Consider the following 17,845-nt stretch of genomic DNA (forward strand, 5'->3'; position numbering starts at 1 on the left):
AGATCAACCATGGGCAATATTATTGGTACAGGCTTCAACGCCGGCTCCGTCAACGGGGAACTGGCAAGCCTTGAAGAGGAACTGCGTGTCCTGGCTGGGATCGGCGTCGATACGGTCGAATTGGGTCTCACCAGCCTCGATCTGATTGCCGGCGGCCGCATCATCGAGGAGCGCGCCGAGAGACTGGTCGCTATCACCAAGCAGTTCGATTTCCGCTATACGGTGCACGGCCTCGTCTCCTCCAATTTCATGGATCCCGACACCTGCCGGTACCAGATCGATGCCGCCAAGGCATTGGCTCAGGTCTGCGACCGGATCGGCGCGCGCATCCTCGTCCAGCACGGCGGCAATCTGCGTGCCGATCAGTTGGCGGAACGCGCTGAAGCTGACAGAAGAGAGCGTGAAGCGCTGTTCGAACTTGCCGAATTCTGCAAGCCTTATGGTGTTCGCATCGCGTTCGAAAACATCTTCACCACGGAGCTCGGCCAATACCGCCAGACGCCGACGCAGGTTGCTGAAACGGTCAAGGCGGTCAATCATCCCAACCTCGTGGCACTGATCGACTTCAGCCACGCCTATCTCGAATCCACCTATCGCGGCCTGAATTTCCGCGAAGAACTGCGGGCCATGGCATCGGTAGCCGGCCATCTGCATGTCCATGACTCGTTTGGCCGCCCACAGGCTTTCTACAAGCCCTTCCATGTTCAGGAAAACACCGCGCTCGGTATCGGCGATCTGCATATGCCGCTCGGTTGGGGCGATATCGACTGGGAAGATATCTTTTCAGAGCTCAACTTCCTGCCGGGTACCGTGCTGATGATGGAGATCGGCCGCCGTTACCATGCGGAACAGCCCGAAAGCCTTGAACGTGCAAAACGGCTGATGGCTCTCAACACCAGTCAGCCGAAGATTGCCGCTGAGTAAAATTTTGAAATGGCCTTCCTTTCGCGGATCCATGTCCGCAAAAGGCAAGGCCATTTGCAATCTCGTCGCGGCTGCGGATTGATTGCATCACGCTTTGCGCTCAGGCAGTCCTTGCCGGTTGGACACGACCGACGATCTGCACGAGATGATGAGCCAGTCGAATCCCGAAAGCGACTGCAGGAAATGTCGGATTGGCTTGTCCCGAAGTCGGGAAAACCGAGCTGCCTGCAACGAAGAGGTTATCGATGTCGAAGGCACGGCAGTCCGCATCAACGACACCCTCCCGACGGTTAGTGCCCATTCGCGTCAGTCCGATCTGATGATAACCGTCATGAGCCTGCGATATCACCATTTCTTCGAGGTCGCCTTCCAGGAAACGAAGTGAACCGAGGCCCGCTGCCCTCAACCACTCGTCAAAACTATGATGTATCTTCAGCACGGATTGATAATCCTCCGGGCAGTAACTGAATTCGGTGCTTATCCCGAATTGACCATCCCGGTCGGCATCGTTGATCAAGCCAACACGGCTTAGCCTGCGCGGCGCCTGCTCTGCATGATAGGTCAGGCTGTATTCGTTATGGACGTCACGCATCTGAAGGTGCGGCAGTCCGTAAAAATATCTTTCATGCGCAACCTTGGAAATCGAAGCCAGACCGTTGATGGGATGCCGCATCAGGTACATTCCATGCGTAATGCAGTCCTGGCGGGATGCACTGCGTTTGCCCTGCAGCACTTCTCGCAGGAATACGGCAGAAGCCAACGGCTGACGCGGCGGTAGTTTGCCTACGTCTGAATTGTGTGGCCACATTACCGTGTTCAGTACGCCTAGATTTCGTTGGGTCTGTGGAGATGGCTGCAGGCGTCTGCGCGTGAAGCGACCATCCTGCTGCCGCCTGAAGAAAAACTGCTCTGCGATTGCCTCTGACCGAAACCGGATTTGAGCAATCTGGCCCGTCAGATGCCCCATGTAATACCGCCCGAGCGGCCCTTCCTTGCCGGCAAACAGATCTGGAAATTGGGCCTGCAGGTTCAGCAGGAGACGCGAATTCTCCCTGCCTCCACATGCCAGAACGAAGTGGTTCGCGTGAACCGTACCCAATTGCTTGTCGCATCGAATGGCCGCCGAGGTCGTCCGGCCTGTTGCACTATCAAAATTCAATTTGATCAGTTGGGCGTCGAGAAGAATGTGCAGAGATTTCGAAGACAGAAGAGCAGAGCGATTTGCTGTCGCAGTGTTTCGAGGAAAAGCCCAGCTTTCCATCGATTCCAGGAATGCTTCGTTTGCCAGCGGCGTATTGTGTGGGCGCGGCGCCTTCATGAGTTTCGCCGCTTCCACGTAATGCGGCTCAAGTTCGCTATGACTGATTGGCCAGCGTGCATCCTCGCCAAGATAGTCGCGATGCTCGAAATCAATGTCGTCGAGTTCGACGCATCGCCCTCCCCATCTGCTTGAAGTGCCTCCCAGGCCAAATGCCAGCGTATCGTGATCGGGTGCGTGAGGGACAGTATCATCCAATCGCACTCCTTCCCGTCTCTTGGGCGGTATTGCATTCCGTGCGCCACGTTCGAGAAGGAGTGTTCGAACGCCGGCCTGGCTGAGAGTAATTGCAATACAGACGCCGACAGGGCCGGCGCCGACAACGCATACATCGAATCCGCTATTCAGGACGTCGCGGCTGGACAGCATGAAGATACCCCCGTCACTGGTCAGTCATATTGTTCATGCGCCGATAGTGCGCCCAACATGACCGATATCGCCTCGTTACATGGTCGAAGGCCTGCCTTGCCGCCTTCTGATTTCGATTGACTGTCCCAGAAGAAACATCGGATCTGATTTAACAGAAGAGATGTGTCTATGTATTCATGGCAAGCAACGTAACGTGTGTTTTATTTAAGTTAAATTCTTGTTTTTATATGATATTGCGGAGTTTAAGCTCGACTTATTCGAATATATGATGGATCGAAGGCGTAAGAAACGCAAGATTAATCGAGACTCTTCTTGAATTTTGTTTTATCCCGATCCAAATCGGTTTTCTGCATTCTCGCAGAGGAGCATCAATGTCAAACATGGGTGTCACCATAAGAAAAACCTGCGGATTCGCCGCGGTGCAAACATGAAAGTCAGGCCGGAGCTCTCCGCATTTCTCGCCTGTTCACTGGCCCTGGCCGGCCCAGGCAATGCCGCCGAATATTTTTGGTCAAGCAGCAGCGCTTGCATTGAAAGACAGTTGCAGGTTCAGCGCATCCGGGAGGGCCTTAGAGCGGGCCTTATAGAGCTTCGTCTTGCAGAGCTTGGGCATGGCAGCGTCAAAGGTGATAAGGATTGGACACCTCCCCAAGTCATTGAGGATACTGCTTTCAAAGGTATCGATCAGTATATCCTTAATCTGCAGATAATCTGCAGGCTTCGATATCCTGGTTGAATGCCGGGTTTGCATATGCTCCAGACGGATTGCCAGGCAGACGCTATACCGACCAGTAAATGGTAAGGAACACTCGGGCGTATCTCATGGAACAAATTGCTCGCCTGGACGTCCCATGCTGGTTAGCTTACGTTTCTCGTGCGCTGAGTTTATCATCATACGGCAATATCTTCCGGGATCCTCCCCGGCTTGTTTTGAGGATTTGCACAATGGATTTCGAAAAAACCTTGCGGTCGCTCGTCGCTGTCCGTGCCTCCGTTCCGGAAAAGGCCTTCACGGCTGGCACGCTCGGCACGCGCCGGGAGGGTAGCGGCGTGGTGATCCGCGAAAACGGCTTGGTGCTTACAATCGGTTACCTGATTACAGAGGCAACGGAAGTCTGGTTGACACGTCACGACGGTCGCGTCGTGCCGGCTTATGTTACGGCCTATGATCAGGAAAGCGGTTTCGGTTTAGTTCAGGCGCTTGCGCCACTCGAACTGCCGGCGCTTCCCATCGGTGATTCAGATGAGGCATCTATCGAAGATGCTATCGTCTTTGCCGACGGTGAGGGACAATATGTGCGGGGGCATATCGTCGCAAAACAGGAATTCGCCGGTTATTGGGAATACTTGCTGGAGGAAGCGATCTTTATTACGCCCGCCCATCCGTCGTGGGGGGGAGCTGCTTTGATCGACAGTGAAGGCAAGCTCGTCGGGCTGGGATCACTGCGATTACAGATGAGCAAGGGCGGTGAGATCGCCGACATCAATATGGCGGTCCCCATCAATCTGCTGAAGCCTATACTCGATGACGTCCTGAGCCAGGGAATAATCAATAAACCGCCAAGACCCTGGCTTGGGGCATATTCGGCTGAGACCAATGGCGAAGTCGTGGTCATGAGCGTTACGGAAAACGGGCCGGCCGCCAAGGCGGGGTTGCGCAGCGGTGATGTCATTTCCGAAATCCGGGACGGTGAAGTCGATGGATTGGCGGACTTCTATCGGAAAGTCTGGGAGAGCGGCTCACCGGGCGCCGAAATTCCTATGCGCATACTTCGTGACGGACGTGAAGCCTGGCTCAGGGTGAAATCTGCAGACAGAAACGACTTCTTGATAAAGCCGTCGTTGCAATAATAGTCTAGCGTATCAGGATAGCCCTGAAATCATTGACATTTGTTCCTGTTGGTCCGGTTTCGAACAGGTCGCCGATTGCAACAAAGCCTGAATAGCTGTCGTTGCGCTCGAGCAGAGCGCGGCCTTCGGTTCCGGCATGCAGCAGACGTTGTGCAGTCGTGCCATCAACAAAGGCGCCGGCATTATCTTCCGAACCATCGATCCCGTCCGTGTCGGCGGCAAGCGCCACGATCCCGGTGCCGCCAATTGCCAAAGCAAACGATAGGGCGAATTCACCGTTCCGTCCGCCTCTGCCGCCTTTCGAGCGGATGGTTACGGTTGTCTCTCCACCGGAGAGCAGCACGGTCGGCTTGGTAAATGGCTGGTCTTTCAAGGCAACTTCTCGGGCGATGGCCGCATGAACGAGGGCGACATCACGTGCCTCTCCTTCAATGGAATCCGAGAGGACATGCGCTTCGACGCCATTGCTGCGGGCGAGATCCGCTGCAGCGCGAAGCGAGACGCCGGCAGAGGCAATGATGTAGTGTTCGTTTTTCGCAAAATGTGGCTCTTGCGGCATCGGCGCGTCGGCTGCCTGCGAATTCAGATGGGCAATGATGGCCGACGGCAGGTTCATTCGATATTGTTCTATGATTGCCAGAGCCTCATGGCGCGTGCTGTCATCAGGTACGGTCGGGCCGGAGGCGACGAAGGCTGGATTGTCGCCTGGTATATCCGAGACGATCAGGCTGACGACACGTGCCTTCGTCGCTGCCGCCAACCGGCCCCCCTTGATTGTCGAGACGTGCTTGCGCACCACGTTCATGGCCGAAATGGGTGCGCCGGAGGCTAGCAGCGCCTCGTTCAGCGCAATCTCGTCCTGAAGCGTCAGCCCTTCCGGAGGTGACGGAAGCAAGGCGGACCCACCACCGCAGACAAGCGCTATGACCAGATCACCTTCCGAGAGGCCTGAAATAGTCTCGATCAGCCGGCGGCTTGCCGTAAGTCCTGCCTCATCCGGTACCGGGTGGGCAGCTTCGATGATCTCGATACTCTTTGTCTCGCAGCCATAACCGTATCGCGTGACGACCAGGCCGCTGAGCGGAGGGCCATTCCAGACGGCCTCCAGCGCCGCGGCCATCTGTGCGGCTCCCTTGCCTGCACCGATCACTACTGTGCGAGCGTTCGCGGGTGGATTAGGTAGATACTTGCGAATTCCGTTAAGAGGATCAGCGGCCTTTACAGCGGCATCGAACAGCATCTTCAGCAGTTGGCGTTCACCGATCATATCATTTCCTCGCCTTGGGCGAACTGTTCTGACCATGGTGGTCAGCACGCGTCAATCGCACTTTTCCTTGCTTTCATCGATGAAGCGGGATGTGTTTATGGGAAACAGCGATCTCCCGGTCTGCCACGGCAGGAAATAGGGCATCCTCTTCTCCGAGGCTCTGTCACCAGGCCCCAACGAGACTGTGGCCGACAAGCGGAACTTCCTTGATCGCCCCGTGCTGCCCCTCAATCGAAATGGATGACGGGATTTGTCTCGGCGATTTGCGAAACCATTTTGCAGCAATCGTAGCCAGATCTCCGATCATCGCGTGTTTGCGCCATTCGGCGAAGCGCCGGGCAGTTGCTTCAGGTTCCGACATATAGAAGAAGTCGCCCGACTTTTCGATCTGATTGATCGAGATCGCCACATCGGACATCGGACGTTGAAACATCCTAGAGGAAACCGAGAGTTCTTTTGCGCTTTCGGAAAACGCAGGCGCCATGAAATCGATTGCCCAGCCATCCACTTCCACCCAGCAATGAAAGTTCTCACCGGCTCCGGTTACAAAACCGTCCTCGCGGTGATCGGCAAAAAGGATGACGGTTCCGCCAAGATTATAGGCCGCCAAACCACCCTTCGGTGTCGCATCCAGCTTATAGTGCTGTTTTAGAATAAAGGCTCCGAATGTGCTGAAATACATGGAAGCTGTTGCGGGGTCAGCATTTTCATTAACAAGAAGGCTGTTGATGACCCTGTAGATTCGATGATAGTCGCTCTGCTTGATCAGCATTCGGTGGCCCTTCAAATCTGCTAATTCGGGGGCTGATAGCGTATCGCCCGACAATCGAATTCTCTTGGGAAATAAGACACTCAGGCCCTCAGGCGCCGCAGTGTTCGTTGTGTGCAGACATCATCTACGACACAGCTAATGGGAAATGTATTCGCCCAATCAGCGGAAGGTCGACGTTCTTAAGCTCGCCGGGAGCTGAATATCTGAACCCGCCTTCGGAAATGATGCCGCGTTTTTGCACGCGACATCATCTATTCCGTCAAAGAATCCGCTTACAGCGGGTTGACGTTCTCAGCCTTCGACTTGCCGGTCTTGCGATCCTGGCCCAGTTCGTAGCTGACCTTCTGGCCGTCACGCAGAGCGGCGCCGTAGGCTACTGCCGAAATGTGCACGAACACGTCCGCGCCGCCATTTTCAGGCGTGATAAAGCCGAAGCCCTTGTCTTGGTTGAAAAATTTAACTGTGCCGGTCGCCATCAGAAATCCCTGTTCACTTGGGGAACTCGCCCCACCATTTTATATGGCGACGCTGAAAGCCTCGCCATACAGATACCACGCCGCAAGACGCTTAATCGTTACATATCCCGAACTGGGTGCTCAGGTAAACCGTTTGAACGCTTCCTCTAGCAAAATCCGTTCAGCTTCAGGATTTTATGCGCCTCGATTGACGCTCGAAGCAGGTCTTCTGAATTGCGATTGCCCTGATTTGCATCAGGATGGTGCATCTTCAGACGTTCCTTGTAACGGGTTCTGATTTCCTCAGGCGTCGCATCCTCCGAAAGTCCGAGCACCTCGAAAGCTTTTGCTTCGAGGACTTTCAGCTTGCGCGCTTGAGTTTGTCGTTTCTCAAGCAGGCGCTGCGCTGCGGACTTGCGGGCGTTGATCGACTTGGCCGAGCCGGACCGGGCGGTGGAAGGAAGCGGAGCCTCTTTCGCCTCGGTAAAGGCCGTGCCGGATGTTACCCGGCTGCCTGCCGCAGCTTCCTTTTGGTAACGGGCAACTTCAGGCGTGGAGAGGGCCGGGGAGTAATTATAGCCCTTGTTGTATTCCTTCACATGCTCGATACAGAAGGACAGATACAACCCATCTGCCGCGCCGCCGACAGGCGCGCGATGCGGAGCGACCTTGTCGCAACCATCCCACTGACACTTGGGGCCAACGGGTTCAGCAGGCTTGGCAGCCCGCTTCTTAGTGGACTTCAGGCTTACGAAAATTTTTGAATCAGACGTCATGGCCCGTATATGACGACAACAGGTCGGCATGGCAAGAATGGTCTTCCATGCCGACGCCATTGATCCGTGATCAACAGCTCGAGTGTTGCGAATGTGTTCGGATATGGTCAGCCCGCAGGGGTCGGCTCGCCGATCGAGAGCATCAGCCTGTTTGCCCAGTTGAAGAACGCGGCGCCATGAACGACGTCGGAAATTTCTTCGTCTGACAATCCGGCTTCACGTAGACGCTTTGCGTGGTCTGCAGTGAAGCTGGGCGGCGTGGTGCTGAGCGCCACCGAAGCCGAGACGATTGCGTTCCAGCGTTCGCCAAGATCGGCCCCCACTCCTTCGTCCAGCAGCTTCTGCACATCCGCTTCACGCTTGGAATATTGCGAGGCAAAGCGCGAATGGACCGAAGCGCAGAGAATGCAACCGTTCAGCCTTGAGGCAGCCGTTGCAGCAAGCTCCCGCTCTGCGCGCGGCAATCCATCCTTGGTGTTGTAGAAGATGTCGTTGTCCGTCTTGGTGCGGGCTTCGAGAATATCCGGATCGCGGACCAGAAGCGCGAAATAGGCAGACTTGGCGCGCGCCTTGTCGACCAGCGCCTCATAATGGCGGTCGGTGAGTTCGCCCTCTGCCAGTGGCTGAAGCCAAGCGGTCCAGCCAATCTTGTCCTGGGTGAAGACAACCGGTGGGTTTTCGACGGTGGGTTCAATAACGGTATCAGACATGGAAGGTTCTCCGTTAGGCCGCAGCCAGGACCCGAAGGCCGGCGACGACGCGGATCTGGAAGGCGAGGAAGGAGACGAGCTGGGATAGCGTGACCACGCCCGTCGTGCTCCATCCGGCTGAAAGCAGTTTTTGCAGTTCCGCGGGGCTGGCGTCCCGAGGGTGGTATGTCAGCAAATAGGCGTGTTCGAGCGCTGCGGAGAGCCGATCCCCGAGGATGGCGCGATCGGTGGGGCCGATATCAAGAGCCGGCCCATCGGTGTTTTCCGCGCTCAAAGGCCCTTCGGGATAATGACCATAGGGGCCTTTCGCCGCATTGAGCTCGGCCAGAGCCTTCACGGTCGCGAGAATGACCGTACCGTTTTCGAGCCCTGCCAGTTTTGTCCCGTAAAATTCCTTGATGCTTTTGTCGCCATGCAGGACTGCAACAAAGACTGCGACGGCAAAACGCTCGACAAGCGATGCCTGGCTTTCATCTACGGGTTCGAAAAGAGCCGTCCAGCTTTTCTGTGCGTGCTCCTTGGTGATCGGGCGCCGGCTGCGCAGCGCGTCGGCAGGCGCGCCCGGCGTGATCCCGACGAGGTGGTCGATAACGTCGATCGTATCGGTCATGAATGTCTCTTTCGATTATCGGCTATTACTGGGCGGCAACGAGCTGCGGCGCTGAAGACCGCGTCCAGCCCAGGGCCGGCGCGACTTCCGCAGCGATCAGTTCGATCGAGCGCAGGATTTCTGCATGAGGCGGGTCGATGGAATGGACCTGGAAAACGATGTCCGTCGCGCGTGCAAGGGCCGTGTCCTTCTTCAGCGATGCGATAACATCGTCCGGCGTGCCGACGTGGCTGTCGAGCGCCTTGATCAGGTCTTCGAGCCTGTCTCCTGCAATCCGGTGGCCGGCGGCTGCGAAACGATCGGCGACACGGCGGAGGCCGGTTTCGGCAAAGGCGAGCGCTCGTTTGCGATCGTCGGCGACGAACAGGCTGCGCGAGCCGAGAATGCGCGGTGCGCGGCCCTGAGGCAGGCCGGCAAGATAGGCGTCGATGATCGGGTTCTGGATGTCGTCCAGCGTCGCATCGGGATTGTCGGCCGGGCGGGGCTGGGTTCTCGACAGCATCAGGCCATCGCCGCTAAGTCCCGCGAGGCGTGCGCCATTGGCGGAGAAGGTGGCGAGCCAGACCCGATCGAGCAGATGCGGGGCATCGGGATAAAGGCGGTTGCCGCCATGCAGAACCTTTCCGGCCCAGGCATCGCGAACCACGGTGAGGTTTTCGGCATAGACTTCTCCGCGACGATCAGCGTCGATGCCGAAAGCCTCGAAGGATTCCTTCGTGCCGCCGGTGCCGAAGCCCACTTCCAGCCGCCGGCCTGAAAGCAGATCTAGCACGGCAGTATCTTCGGCCACGCGCAGCGCATTTTCCATCGGTAGCGTGATCACGCCGGTACCGAGGCGGATGGTCGATGTGCGGGCAGCGACATGCGAGAGGAAGACCGCGGGGGAGGGAAGCCCGCCTTCTTCCGCGTGAAAATGGTGCTGCGCGATCCAGGCGCTGTCAAAACCGTTTTCTTCGGCATGGATGATCTGTTCCGCCGCCAGCCGATAACGTTCGCCGGCCGGAACATCGTCGAGTAGACGGGTGAAAAAGCCGAGACGTTTGGGGGCAATCTTGCTGGTCATGATAAAAGTCCTGTTTTTATAGGCTGGCGCGATATCTCGGCGCGTGGAAATTTCTGTCCGGGAATGGCTTCGATGAGTTCGCGCGTGTAGGCGGTCGAGGTTGAGGAGAAGACCTCGTCAACGGTGCCGTAATCGACCTGCCTGCCATTGTGCAGGACGGAAACCGTGTCGGCGATCTGCCGCACGACCGCGAGGTCATGGGAGACGAAGACATAGGTAAGGCCGAGATCCCGCTGCAATTCTGCAAGCAGTTCGAGGATCTGCGCCTGCACGGTGACGTCGAGTGCAGAGACGGCTTCGTCAAGCACCACGACCTCAGGCTCCAGAACCAGCGCGCGGGCGATTGCCACACGCTGGCGCTGGCCGCCGGAAAGGGCGTGCGGCAGACGGGAGAGAACCGTGGCGGGCAGGCCGACGCGCTCGATGATGGCGCGGACGCGCGCTTCTCGCTCGGCCCGTGGTAACGGGTCGAAATTGAGCAGCGGTTCCTCGACGATCGCCTGCACCGTCTGGCGCGGATCGAGTGATGCCCAGGGGTTCTGGTAGACGAGCTGCACCTTGCGCCGAAACTGCCGCAAGGCCTCGGAACGCAGGCTTGCGACATCGAGATCGCCGATGCGGATCTCGCCGGATGTCGGTTTCTGGAAACCGGCGATCGAACGGATCGTCGTGGTTTTTCCCGAGCCGCTTTCGCCTACCACCGCATGGGTCGTGCCACGCGCGACACTGAAGGAAATGTTATCGACGGCGCGAAAATTCTTAGCCGTCGGCAGCGAAAAATCCTGAACCAGATTGGTGACAGTCAGCGCGGCTGGCCGGCTCGGCTCGACCGGCGGGCGCGGCTTGGCAACAGAAAGCGATGGAGCATCGGAAAGCAGCTTGCGGGTATAGGCGCTTTGCGGCGAGGCCAGCACGTCTGCGGTCTTGCCCTGTTCCTGAATACGCCCGCCCTGCAGTACTATGAGCCGGTCCGACCGGTCCGCGGCAACGCCGAGATCGTGGGTGACAAGCAGGACCGAGGTACCGTGTTCGCGGCGCAGATCGTCGATCAGGTCGAGGATACGGCGCTGTACGGTGACGTCGAGTGCGGATGTGGGTTCGTCGGCTATGATCAGCGCCGGACGCAGAGCGATGGCAATGGCGATCAGCACCCGCTGCTTCATGCCACCGGAAAGCTCGTGGGGATATTGGTGTATCCGCAGTTCCGGCTGGGAGATTCCGACATTGGTGAGAAGCTCGATAACCTTGCGATCGGCTGTGCGGCGATCGAGCCGTCCGTGAATTTGGAGGATCTCGCGCACCTGCGCGCCGATAGTGAGGACAGGATTGAGGGAACTGCCCGGATCCTGCGGAACGAGGCTGACGACGGCGCCGCGGATCGATCGCAGGCGCCTTGCGCTCCAGCGGCTGATATCCTCGCCATTGAGGAGAATGGAACCGCTTTCGACCCGACCGTTCTCTGCAAGCAGGCCGATGACGGCCTGTGCGGTCGAAGTCTTGCCGGATCCGCTTTCGCCGACCAGAGCCACGACTTCGCCCGGCTCAACGGTGAAGGAAACGCCATGCACGACCGTCGGGCGCTCCTCGCCCTGGCTGTAGGAAATGTGCAGGTCACGGACGTCGAGTACGGAATTTGGGGAGGTGCTCATCGTGTGCTCCTTCCGATGGACTGGCTGATGCGGTTGGCCGAAAGAACGACGGCAACGACGATCAGGCCGGGGGCGGCGGTCAGCCACCAGGCGGTTGCGAGGTAGTTGCGGCCTTCGGCAATCAGCAGGCCCCATTCCGGCGTCGGCGGCGGTGCGCCATAGCCAAGGAAGCCGAGGGTGGAGATCTGCAGGATCGCCCAGCCGAACTGCACGGCGGTATAGGCTACGACCGAGGTCAGCGAATTGGGCAGGATATGCCGCCACAAAACCTTGCCGAACGTGCCGCCGCTTCCGAAGGCCGCCTCGACGAATTCGGCATTGCGCACGCGTACGACTTCCGACCGCATGAGGCGGGCGAAACCGGCAATTGCCGTTGCGCCGACGGCGATTGCTGCATTGAGCGTGCCGAAGCCGAGCAGGATGATGATGCTGAGCGAAAGCAAGAGGGTCGGGATAGACAGGAGCACATCGACCAGCCGCATCAGGACTTCATCGACACGTCCGCGGACCGAACCTGCGATCAGGCCGAGCCCGCTGCCGACGACAAGCCCGACGCCGACGGCAGCAATGGCTCCCGAAAGCGAATGAACCGCGCCGTAGACGATGCGGGCGAAGAGATCGCGGCCAAGCGAATCCGTGCCCAGAATATGCAGGGCTGAGGGCGCCTTGAGCTGGCCGCCGGGCGTGCCCTGCAGCGGATCATAGCTGGTAAATACCCAAGGCACGGTTGCCCACAGAAGCACAAGGGCAAGCACCAGCCAGGCAAGCGCGAGACCATAAGGGAAGTTGCGCAGGACGCTCAGCACGTCGCGACGATTGCCGGGGCGGCTCGCGGTCTCGGCAGCCACCGTTGGAGTGAGGTGAACGAAAGTGTCGAGGCTGGTCATGCTGCAGCTCCCTGTCCGGTCCGGAGGCGTGGGTCGAGCAACGGATAGGCAAGGTCGACCGCGAGATTGATGGTGACAAAAGCGGCAGCGGAGATGACGACGACTGCCTGAAGCACCGAGAGATCCTGATTGCCGACCGCCTTTTCTGTAAGGCCGCCGATACCGTTGAGGCCGAAAACGGTTTCGGTGACGACCGCGCCGGCGATCAGTTCGCCGAAGAGCACGCCGGCGATCGTCAGCGTCGGGAGGATGGCATTGCGGGCGACATGCCGCCAGAGCAGCCGCGTCTCGCTGGCGCCCTTGGCGCGGGCGACGGACACGAAGGGACGAGTGCGGATTTCATCGATATTGCGGATAAGGATCTGCGCCAGCGGCGCGGCGATCGGAACGGCAAGCGTTGCGACCGGCAGAACAAGGCTTTCCCACGGGCCGGGATTGATGACCGACACCAGCCGGAAGCGAAAGGAGAATATCTGGATCAGCATGATCGCCAGCCAGAAGACCGGGACCGAGATGAACAGCGACGGCAGTGACTGGATGGCGTTTCTCAGCCACGCGAAAGGCGCCATCGAGGAGAGAAAGGCGATGAAGACGGCAAGCAGGGTCGCCGCAAGAAAGCCGAGGCCGGCAAGCTTCAATGTCGGTGGCAGGTTGGTGGCAAGCTGGGCTGAGACCGGAACGCCCGCCTGCAGCGAATAACCAAAATCGCCTTGCAGGAAATTGACGAGTGTGTGTCCGTATTGCACGACCACGCTGGAATCCACCGCATAGGCGGCGCGGATTTCCGCGACCTGATCGGCGCTCAGGCCGAATTCCGGATTGAGGAACTTGATCAGCACCGCATCGCCGGGCATGGCCTGCAGCAGGATGAAGGACAGCGTGAAGGCCGCCCAGAGAACGAGCAGCGCCTGGCTGATCCGTCCTATGACATATCGCGTCATTTCATATCTCCAGCAAAGGGTGGATGGCAGCCCTTAAGGCTGCCATCCGTGCGGCTTGGGAGGCCTGTTGGTTATCGGCGCTTACTTGTCGAGCCAGGTGCTATAGAAGGCCGGGCGACCGACCGCTTCGAAGGCGACGCCCTTGACATAGGGTGCTCCAGCGAAGGCCTGCGGCTCCTCGAAAATCGGAACGGCATAGGCCTGATCGAGAACATAGGCCTGCGCATCCGCCACCGCCTTCAGGCGCTTTTCGCGATCCGGCTGCGAGGCGATTTCGTTCAGGATGGCGTTCAGCTTGTCGTCGGAGAAGGTCTTTACCTTGTCGCTGACGCCGCCCTTCTGCACCAGCACGTTGCGGTTGGTCGGATAATACTGGCTCTTGATCACGTCCGGATCTGCACGGCCGACCATGGCGACGGCGACCGGCGTTTTCAGCGGATCGAGTTCATCGACCACTTTGCTGCCGGCGTCACCGGCCAACACGTTCAGCTTGACGCCGAGTTTCGACCATTGCTGTGCAATCAGCTGCAGAACCGCACGGCTCTGCGGCTGTGGCAGCGATTCATAGGAAGTCAGGACGAGCTTCTGGCCATCCTTGGCGCGGATGCCGTCTGCACCGAGCTTGTAGCCGGCTTCGTCGAGCAGCGCTTCCGCCTTTTCCGGATCATAGCCGAGCTTGTCTTCCTGCGGTACGTAACCGATTGCGGTCGATGCGATGATCGAGGTCGCCTTCGGGTAGTTCTTCGAGAAGATCGTCGAGAGAATCTCGTCGCGGTTGACCGCGAGCGACAGCGCCTTGCGCACCTTGAGGTCTGCGACCAGTGGATTATCCGGGCGGAATACGATCGAGTTGTTCACGCCGCGCGTGCCGGGCGCATAGATGGTAAAACTCTGCGCCTCGACCTGGCCTTCGTCATAGGCCTGGATCTGACGAATGAAATCGGCCTGACCGGCGAGAAGAGCGCCGATACGCACGCTGTCTTCGGCGGTGATGATGTAGTTGATCTCGTCGAGATAGGCGCGGCCCTGATGTTCGAGCTTCGCCGGTCCCCAGTTATAGTCCTCGCGAACCTTCAGATCGAGCGACTTGCCCAGCGTCTCGGCATTGACCACGAAGGGGCCGGAGCCGATGATCTTCGTTGCATCGCCAAGCTGCTCGAAGGGCAGCGCCAGGGTCGAGAGCGAGACGATGCCGGAGCCGATCACCGACGTGCCCTGCAGGAAGCCGGGGGAGGGCTTCTTGAAGGTGAACTTTACCGTCAGCGGATCGATGACTTCGCTACGCTCGTAATTGTTGACCACTTCGGAAACCGGCTGTTTCAACTCCTTGTTGCCGAGGCCGTAGGTGTCGAAGTTCTTCGCGACGGCTGCGGCATCAACCGGTGTGCCATCGGAGAAGGTGACGCCGGGACGGAGCTTGAACGTGTATTCGGTGGCGTTGTCGTTGACCGTCCAGGATTCCGCCAGCCAGGGCTCGATCTCCAGCGTCTTCGGGTTCTGGTAGGTCAGTTTGTCGGTGATCTGGTTGAGAATACCACCGTTGGGGTAAAAGCCGCCCGCCGGCGGGTAGAGATTGGTGTGGGCTTGCTGCTCAAGATAGACGAGCGTGCCGCCCTTGACCGGCGCGTCTGCCGCGAGGCTGGCCGTTGCAAGTGTCGTGGCAGCCAGCAATCCGAGGCTGAGAGAAAGAAGTTTCCGATAGCGCGTCATAGGTCCGGTCTCGCGGTTGATCGATGACCATGAGCCTATCCAGTTGCTTCAGATTTCTATGGATTTGCTATTCTATTTTGAAGGCAAGCGCGGAAGTTTCTTTGCTGTCTGGAGGCTGTTAGAACAATCGCATTCCGGTCTTGCTGCCGCTGCGTTACATCCACTCAGGCGGACGCCGGACGAAAATCCGCGGTGACGACGTGGCGATTGCCGGGATAGGTCATGCGCACCCAGGTCACCGCTCCCGATGTATTCCAGGTGCGGCGCTCGATGACGAGGCAGGCATTTTTCGGGGTGAGATTGAGGAGCTTGTGTTCCTTGCGGTCGGCAGGCACGGCCTGGATGCGGTGCTGGGCGGTGATCCAGGGAATTTGCGAAGAGAGCCAGGGGCCGGGTGCGACCGAGATGAAATCGGTTTCGAGCGCGGCCGGTACGGTGACAAGATTGATTGCGCGCTCTTCGAGGCAGAACGGCTGGCCTGCGGCAAGATGCAGGCAGGTGACGAAGAGGACGTCGCCGGGCGTGCCGGTCGCAAACCATGCTAGCTCTTCCCCGATCGCCTTGCGGCGGGTGATCGACAACCGCTGATAGAAATATTCAAGGTTGAGGGAGCGCACCTCGTCGGCAATATCGTGGATCTCCAGCACGGCTGATTGTGCCTTGGGCTGGGATACGAAACTTCCACCCTTCTTTCGGCGCTCGATCAGGCCAGCCTGTGCCAGTTGGCCCATCACCTTGTTCACAGTCATCCGCGAGACGTCGTAATGCGCGGCAAGATCGACCTCGAAAGGGATCCGGTGGCCGGGCGGCCATGTGCCGGAAACGATCTTTTCCTCGATATCCGCCAGAATCTTGCGGTGAAGGGTCAGGGTTTTGGAAATGCGGGCGGTCTCCGGTTGGGCAGTGTCGATGCAGGTCTACACTTCACGCCGAGCCCGTCAATCGCCGCTTATCTGCGCTCTCAACAGTTTCGGTTCGGGCGGCTTTGGATCTAGCGCCTTCTCCGGAGGTATAGGCGTTGGGAGACCATTTCGACACACCACTGTTTCACCATTCGGTCAACGCGCTCTCGTTGACAACCGAAGATGAGCAAGTGATCCCGGTGGCTTATAAGGTCATCGGAGCCATTGAGGTAATGGGCGATAAAATCTCACCCGAGCACATTTCCGTTGCCGGCGGGTTAAGGTCAGTCTATCTGCGCCGCTTCGCTTTTAGATAAGCGCTCGGATGCGGATTTTTTCTGAATAAATTTCTTGGCCTGTTGCCCTATAAGTTGGGCAACGAAGTTTTGCTCACTGCGCCGTATTATTCTGCCGCTCGGGATGTCTCAGGTTACTAAACAACATCAGCGCCAGTGCAGTATTTTTTGCAATTGCGGCTTCTCAGTCATCTCTTGCCACATTGCTGAGCGGCGATGCGCCGCCATCCGCAAAGCCGCGATAGCGCAGATGGCTTCGGTTCAAGTGCGCCCGCATGGCCTCACGCGCCTTTTCCGGGCTTCCGGTGCTGATCGCCTCGCAAATTGCACGGTGTTCGACAACGGTGTTCTGCACATAGTCAGACGTTATGAGCGCAGGGTTCAGCTCTTTGGAAAAAGCGGGCTGCGGCAGGATCTGCAGGCTCATGAGGCTGAAGAATTCGATGAAGGCGCCGTTGTTGGTCGCTTCCGCAATGGAGCGGTGGAAGACGAAATCGAGATGATCGAGTGCAGCCTCGTCATCCAATGAAGCCTCGAACTGACGCGCGGCATTCCATATGTTCGATTCCTGCGCCCAAGAGCGCCGGACGGCGGCGAGGCCTGCCGCATGCACCTCGAATGCCATCCTGAGTTCGAGAAGATCCATGAAGGATGTCTTGAGCCGAGATAAAGGGGCGAGGGCAACGTCAGCATCGAATGTGCCCGGGTCTTCGGCGCCGGCACGTGGGATATCGCGGACAAACACGCCGACGCCATGCCGTGCTTCGACGACACCTTCAGAACGCAGCGCCGAGACCGCCTCTCGGATAACGGTTCTGCTCACTCCGAATTGCTGTGACAGCTCGTTGAGTGAGCCGAGCTTTATGCCGGCCGAAAGCTGGTTGTCGCTGATATGCGTTTTCAGTGCCTGTATGGTTCGGCCCGTCAAAGTGTCCAAAAATCACCCGTCTTGTGAAGCGCTGGCGGTCTGCGCATGTCTTGATAAGCAGCAAGGTAGCACGACCTATCGTAGTGATGCTATCTCTTTAATACATCTTTTGTTTGATAGAGTGCGCACACTGGATTTTTCCGTGTGTTTCGATCCCTGCGATAGCAGTAAAAAGAATCCGAGAAGTGCTTTAAATGATGCAATCTTTATGTCGTATTATCACGTCTAAATACATATAAATCAGATAGTTAGATTTGATAAATCGCCTGAATTCACCAAGTGATAGCATCACTAATTTTCTTATTGACAAGAGATAGTATTTCAATAATCTCAAACCATAAGAAGTGAGCAGGCGATCAGCCAAGGCCATCAAGCCTATGACGACCTGCTCCGGGAACATGGTTGCGCTTCTGGCGC

General features: G+C 58.0%; 17 protein-coding genes. 3 read left to right on the forward strand and 14 right to left on the reverse strand.

Going from position 1 to position 17,845, the window contains the following annotated elements:
- The first annotated feature begins 9 nt into the window (after window positions 1–9).
- The gene (locus tag MRBLMR1_RS27580) at window positions 10–924 is read left to right on the forward strand and encodes a TIM barrel protein (RefSeq protein WP_500066997.1); all 915 of its coding nucleotides are present in this window, start codon (window positions 10–12) and stop codon (window positions 922–924) included.
- 100 nt (window positions 925–1,024) lie between these two features.
- Here MRBLMR1_RS27580 and MRBLMR1_RS27585 read toward each other — a convergent pair whose 3' ends face one another.
- Window positions 1,025–2,611, reverse strand: a complete 1,587-nt coding sequence (locus tag MRBLMR1_RS27585) for a GMC oxidoreductase (protein WP_148144556.1) — start codon at window positions 2,609–2,611, stop codon at window positions 1,025–1,027.
- 427 nt (window positions 2,612–3,038) lie between these two features.
- Here MRBLMR1_RS27585 and MRBLMR1_RS27590 point away from each other — a divergent pair, with 427 nt between their 5' ends.
- Together MRBLMR1_RS27590 and MRBLMR1_RS27595 are read left to right on the forward strand one after the other, a co-directional pair.
- Complete coding sequence (locus tag MRBLMR1_RS27590; protein WP_404945483.1) at window positions 3,039–3,347, forward strand: hypothetical protein; 309 nt, start codon at window positions 3,039–3,041, stop codon at window positions 3,345–3,347.
- Window positions 3,348–3,556: 209 nt separating this feature from the next.
- Window positions 3,557–4,462 (forward strand): S1C family serine protease, encoded by a 906-nt coding sequence (locus tag MRBLMR1_RS27595; RefSeq protein ID WP_148144751.1) that lies wholly within the window; start codon window positions 3,557–3,559, stop codon window positions 4,460–4,462.
- Window positions 4,463–4,466: 4 nt separating this feature from the next.
- On the opposite strand, the gene MRBLMR1_RS27600 is transcribed toward MRBLMR1_RS27595, so the two are convergent.
- The 13 genes from MRBLMR1_RS27600 to MRBLMR1_RS27660 form a co-directional block, all read right to left on the reverse strand.
- The gene (locus MRBLMR1_RS27600; RefSeq protein ID WP_148144557.1) at window positions 4,467–5,729 is read right to left on the reverse strand and encodes a glycerate kinase type-2 family protein; all 1,263 of its coding nucleotides are present in this window, start codon (window positions 5,727–5,729) and stop codon (window positions 4,467–4,469) included.
- A gap of 163 nt (window positions 5,730–5,892) precedes the next feature.
- A complete protein-coding gene (locus MRBLMR1_RS27605; protein ID WP_206827301.1) occupies window positions 5,893–6,501 on the reverse strand; it encodes a DUF2026 family protein in 609 nt (202 codons plus the stop codon).
- 272 nt (window positions 6,502–6,773) lie between these two features.
- Entirely contained in the window at window positions 6,774–6,977 is a 204-nt protein-coding gene (locus MRBLMR1_RS27610; RefSeq protein WP_112456227.1) for a cold-shock protein, read from the reverse strand.
- Between the two features lie 146 nt (window positions 6,978–7,123).
- Window positions 7,124–7,732, reverse strand: coding sequence for a J domain-containing protein (locus tag MRBLMR1_RS27615; RefSeq protein WP_183825220.1), 609 nt, complete (start codon window positions 7,730–7,732; stop codon window positions 7,124–7,126).
- 107 nt (window positions 7,733–7,839) lie between these two features.
- A complete protein-coding gene (locus MRBLMR1_RS27620; RefSeq protein WP_148144559.1) occupies window positions 7,840–8,442 on the reverse strand; it encodes an alkylhydroperoxidase domain protein in 603 nt (200 codons plus the stop codon).
- A gap of 13 nt (window positions 8,443–8,455) precedes the next feature.
- Window positions 8,456–9,052, reverse strand: a complete 597-nt coding sequence (locus MRBLMR1_RS27625) for a CMD domain protein (protein WP_500066998.1) — start codon at window positions 9,050–9,052, stop codon at window positions 8,456–8,458.
- A 25-nt stretch (window positions 9,053–9,077) separates the two neighbouring features.
- Window positions 9,078–10,115 carry a putative FMN-dependent luciferase-like monooxygenase gene (locus tag MRBLMR1_RS27630; RefSeq protein ID WP_148144561.1) on the reverse strand — a complete coding sequence of 346 codons (1,038 nt, stop codon included), beginning with the start codon at window positions 10,113–10,115 and terminating at the stop codon, window positions 9,078–9,080.
- Entirely contained in the window at window positions 10,112–11,764 is a 1,653-nt protein-coding gene (locus tag MRBLMR1_RS27635; RefSeq protein ID WP_206827226.1) for a dipeptide ABC transporter ATP-binding protein, read from the reverse strand. The genes MRBLMR1_RS27630 and MRBLMR1_RS27635 overlap by 4 nt, the downstream gene beginning before the upstream one ends.
- Window positions 11,761–12,651, reverse strand: a complete 891-nt coding sequence (locus tag MRBLMR1_RS27640) for an ABC transporter permease (RefSeq protein ID WP_148144563.1) — start codon at window positions 12,649–12,651, stop codon at window positions 11,761–11,763. Before MRBLMR1_RS27640 ends, MRBLMR1_RS27635 begins: the two co-directional genes overlap by 4 nt.
- Window positions 12,648–13,592 (reverse strand): ABC transporter permease, encoded by a 945-nt coding sequence (locus MRBLMR1_RS27645; protein WP_206827227.1) that lies wholly within the window; start codon window positions 13,590–13,592, stop codon window positions 12,648–12,650. The genes MRBLMR1_RS27640 and MRBLMR1_RS27645 overlap by 4 nt, the downstream gene beginning before the upstream one ends.
- Before the next feature lie 81 nt (window positions 13,593–13,673).
- The gene (locus MRBLMR1_RS27650) at window positions 13,674–15,302 is read right to left on the reverse strand and encodes a TIGR04028 family ABC transporter substrate-binding protein (protein ID WP_148144565.1); all 1,629 of its coding nucleotides are present in this window, start codon (window positions 15,300–15,302) and stop codon (window positions 13,674–13,676) included.
- 164 nt (window positions 15,303–15,466) lie between these two features.
- Window positions 15,467–16,183, reverse strand: coding sequence for a histidine utilization transcriptional repressor HutC (hutC, locus tag MRBLMR1_RS27655; RefSeq protein ID WP_500067047.1), 717 nt, complete (start codon window positions 16,181–16,183; stop codon window positions 15,467–15,469).
- A gap of 501 nt (window positions 16,184–16,684) precedes the next feature.
- Window positions 16,685–17,437 carry a FadR/GntR family transcriptional regulator gene (locus MRBLMR1_RS27660; RefSeq protein WP_148144567.1) on the reverse strand — a complete coding sequence of 251 codons (753 nt, stop codon included), beginning with the start codon at window positions 17,435–17,437 and terminating at the stop codon, window positions 16,685–16,687.
- Window positions 17,438–17,845: the final 408 nt, after the last annotated feature.

The sequence above is a fragment of the Neorhizobium sp. LMR1-1-1.1 genome (genome assembly GCF_040675795.1).
In the GTDB taxonomy this organism is placed as follows: Bacteria; Pseudomonadota; Alphaproteobacteria; order Rhizobiales; family Rhizobiaceae; genus Neorhizobium; species Neorhizobium cellulosilyticum.

Excerpts from the sequence above, each read along its gene's own strand:
- MRBLMR1_RS27630 (WP_148144561.1), bottom strand. The coding sequence starts at position 10,115 with ATGACCAGCAAGATTGCCCCCAAACGTCTCGGCTTTTTCACCCGTCTA.
- MRBLMR1_RS27625 (WP_500066998.1), bottom strand. The coding sequence starts at position 9,052 with ATGACCGATACGATCGACGTTATCGACCACCTCGTCGGGATCACGCCG.
- MRBLMR1_RS27605 (WP_206827301.1), bottom strand. The coding sequence starts at position 6,501 with ATGCTGATCAAGCAGAGCGACTATCATCGAATCTACAGGGTCATCAAC.
- MRBLMR1_RS27635 (WP_206827226.1), bottom strand. The coding sequence starts at position 11,764 with ATGAGCACCTCCCCAAATTCCGTACTCGACGTCCGTGACCTGCACATT.
- MRBLMR1_RS27580 (WP_500066997.1), top strand. The coding sequence starts at position 10 with ATGGGCAATATTATTGGTACAGGCTTCAACGCCGGCTCCGTCAACGGG.
- MRBLMR1_RS27600 (WP_148144557.1), bottom strand. The coding sequence starts at position 5,729 with ATGATCGGTGAACGCCAACTGCTGAAGATGCTGTTCGATGCCGCTGTA.
- MRBLMR1_RS27595 (WP_148144751.1), top strand. The coding sequence starts at position 3,557 with ATGGATTTCGAAAAAACCTTGCGGTCGCTCGTCGCTGTCCGTGCCTCC.
- MRBLMR1_RS27590 (WP_404945483.1), top strand. The coding sequence starts at position 3,039 with ATGAAAGTCAGGCCGGAGCTCTCCGCATTTCTCGCCTGTTCACTGGCC.
- MRBLMR1_RS27585 (WP_148144556.1), bottom strand. The coding sequence starts at position 2,611 with ATGCTGTCCAGCCGCGACGTCCTGAATAGCGGATTCGATGTATGCGTT.
- MRBLMR1_RS27640 (WP_148144563.1), bottom strand. The coding sequence starts at position 12,651 with ATGACCAGCCTCGACACTTTCGTTCACCTCACTCCAACGGTGGCTGCC.
- MRBLMR1_RS27645 (WP_206827227.1), bottom strand. The coding sequence starts at position 13,592 with ATGACGCGATATGTCATAGGACGGATCAGCCAGGCGCTGCTCGTTCTC.
- MRBLMR1_RS27620 (WP_148144559.1), bottom strand. The coding sequence starts at position 8,442 with ATGTCTGATACCGTTATTGAACCCACCGTCGAAAACCCACCGGTTGTC.
- MRBLMR1_RS27650 (WP_148144565.1), bottom strand. The coding sequence starts at position 15,302 with ATGACGCGCTATCGGAAACTTCTTTCTCTCAGCCTCGGATTGCTGGCT.
- MRBLMR1_RS27610 (WP_112456227.1), bottom strand. The coding sequence starts at position 6,977 with ATGGCGACCGGCACAGTTAAATTTTTCAACCAAGACAAGGGCTTCGGC.
- MRBLMR1_RS27615 (WP_183825220.1), bottom strand. The coding sequence starts at position 7,732 with ATGACGTCTGATTCAAAAATTTTCGTAAGCCTGAAGTCCACTAAGAAG.